The sequence below is a fragment of the Halorubrum sp. Atlit-26R genome, from assembly GCF_003666015.1.
Lineage (GTDB): Archaea > Halobacteriota > Halobacteria > Halobacteriales > Haloferacaceae > Halorubrum.
Map to the genome: position 1 here is coordinate 1 of NZ_QPLT01000042.1, position 2,129 is coordinate 2,129.

The window sequence follows — 2,129 nt, forward strand, 5'->3', positions numbered from 1 at the left end:
GCCAACGTCTTAGCGTCAGCTGACACAGTTCCAGAGACACCGCTGATCTCAACACGGATCTTCCGCAGATTCGTTCTCTCGACAGACTACGGCTGAGTCCACACTCGAATCCGACCGGGATGACCGGTGAGTACGCCTTCTCGCAGAGAGGCATCGCTCGGGAACGCCGCTAGCGCGGCGTTCCCTCGCTCTCTCACTGAATCTGCCACAGCGAAATCCGCTCCGATCGTGAAGTGCGTGAACTCAACGGCTTGGTTAGTGCGAAACAAGATTTGATTCGGCGACTACTGTTCAGGGTGGGGAGGAAGTCAACGCTGGCTCCGGGGTTGGAACTTCGGGTCGCATAAAGATAGTTTCTCTTAAATATCATATGAGTTGAGTGTCAGTATGGACGTGCTGTTGCCGGTGGTGCTTGGGGGTACGTCACCAACGACGGCCCTCGCTGTTGCGGGCGCCCTGAGTCTCGGTGCGGGAATCGCGTGGCTGGTCCACCTCGTCGACTAACGACTGTCAGTCGGGTACGAGCACGCGTTGCTCGGGTGAGCCGGCGGGGGGACACGTGTTCCCGATCTCGACGCGGCGGAGTGAATCTCGGACCACGAGAGCGTCACGCTTCTCGTGGGTGGCCGCCGCCGTCCGATGAGGGTTACCGCGCGTCTCGGCGACTGCTCGAATCCGTCCGTCGGCGATCACCGACACCGTTCGTGACTCGACGCCATCGCGTGCGAGATGGGCCATCGGGTCTCGCTCCCGTCTTGACGGTCCTCTATGACTGAAGATTGAGAAGACGCTGGGGGTACGGGGTGATCCGCACGGAAACACATCGCACGTGGCGGGAGCGCCACGTACACACGACCGGTCATACCGATAGACGACCAGAACGGCTACCGTGGAGGCACCTCGGTACTACTTGTCACAGACGCTCAACGCAGCAGCTCACAATTTCAGTCGGTGAGGGCTATTTCTGTAACACCCAATACGCCAAGCCGAGCGCCTCACGGAGGATGACACCGGCAGCGAACACGTAGACGGCTTCCAACGGAAGCGGGAGCACGTCGATCGTCGCGACAGCCGCCGACATAATGATCCCCATCCCCACCCACGCGACCGCGAACTGCCGGTCCGCGCTCGTCGATTGCGTGCCCAGCCGAGCCATACTAGCTCTTCTAACGACGCTCCCAAAAAATTTCGCTCGTTAGCGTGGGGGCAGGCCAACAGCTCACGGAGGACACGGCGGCTGACACGAGCCACGGGGACTGCGCCGGGATTCGCGTCGACGTATTCAAGCGGGCTGCGGGGAGGACCAACCGCGAGCAACGTTCGGTGTATTCCAACACTTGTGTGCGAACCCGTTAAGGACACTCCAACCCCACTGGTTCCGCTGTTAACGCGGTCACTGAGAGAGAAGGTCGACGACTCACAGATTGGGACGCCGCAATATCGGTGGTCCCCCACCCCACTGCTTCCGCTGTTATCGGAGCGCTCATGGGGAGGCGCGCTCGCGTACCCCGTCGGTTCCGCTGTTAGTACGGCGCAATGGACCTATCGACGAACTCAGTAGAGCGCACCAGAGAACCACCGGGGTGCGAGACGCCGCGATGCGAACAGCGGAAGCGTCGGGGTCGGTTGTTTATAAACACACAACAACAGAAGAAACAACGGAATGGCTGGTTTTATATACTGTCGAAAAGTGCTGTTCGTATGAGCGACTTCTCGTTTACCCCGAACGACGCCATCTTCGAGAACCGGGAGGCGCTCCTCGAAGAGTGGACGCCGGACAGCCTCGTCGGGCGCGACAAAGAACTCACCCGCTACCACGCCGCCCTCCAGCCAGTCATCAACAACGAGACCCCCTCGAACGTCTTTCTCTACGGGAAAAGTGGCGTTGGCAAGACTGCGGCCACGCGCTATCTGCTCCGCACGCTCGAGCGAGACGCAACCGACGTACCGGAGCTCGAGCTCACGACGATTGAGGTCAACTGCGACGGGCTGAACACGTCCTACCAGGTCGCCGTGAAGCTGGTCAACGAACTCCGTGAACCCGGCCGACAGATATCTAATACAGGCTACCCGCAAGCGAGCGTGTACGAGTTCCTCTTCGACGAACTCGACGCGTATGGCGGGACAGT

2 protein-coding genes are annotated in these 2,129 nt (G+C 60.2%); one reads left to right on the plus strand and one right to left on the minus strand.

Translation table 11 applies throughout. The features are described from left to right. Positions 1-958: 958 nt before the first annotated feature. On the minus strand, positions 959-1,156 hold the full coding sequence (locus DVK07_RS19025) for a hypothetical protein (protein WP_121598464.1): 198 nt from the start codon (positions 1,154-1,156) through the stop codon (positions 959-961). Between the two features lie 545 nt (positions 1,157-1,701). On the opposite strand from DVK07_RS19025, the gene DVK07_RS19030 reads away from it, so the two are divergent. After that, a partial coding sequence (locus DVK07_RS19030) for an AAA family ATPase (RefSeq protein ID WP_147441221.1) occupies positions 1,702-2,129 on the plus strand: 428 nt, incomplete at its 3' end.

What these genes read in the sequence shown, in the direction of transcription:
- DVK07_RS19025 (WP_121598464.1), bottom strand. Translation starts at nt 1,156, where the DNA reads ATGGCTCGGCTGGGCACGCAATCGACGAGCGCGGACCGGCAGTTCGCG.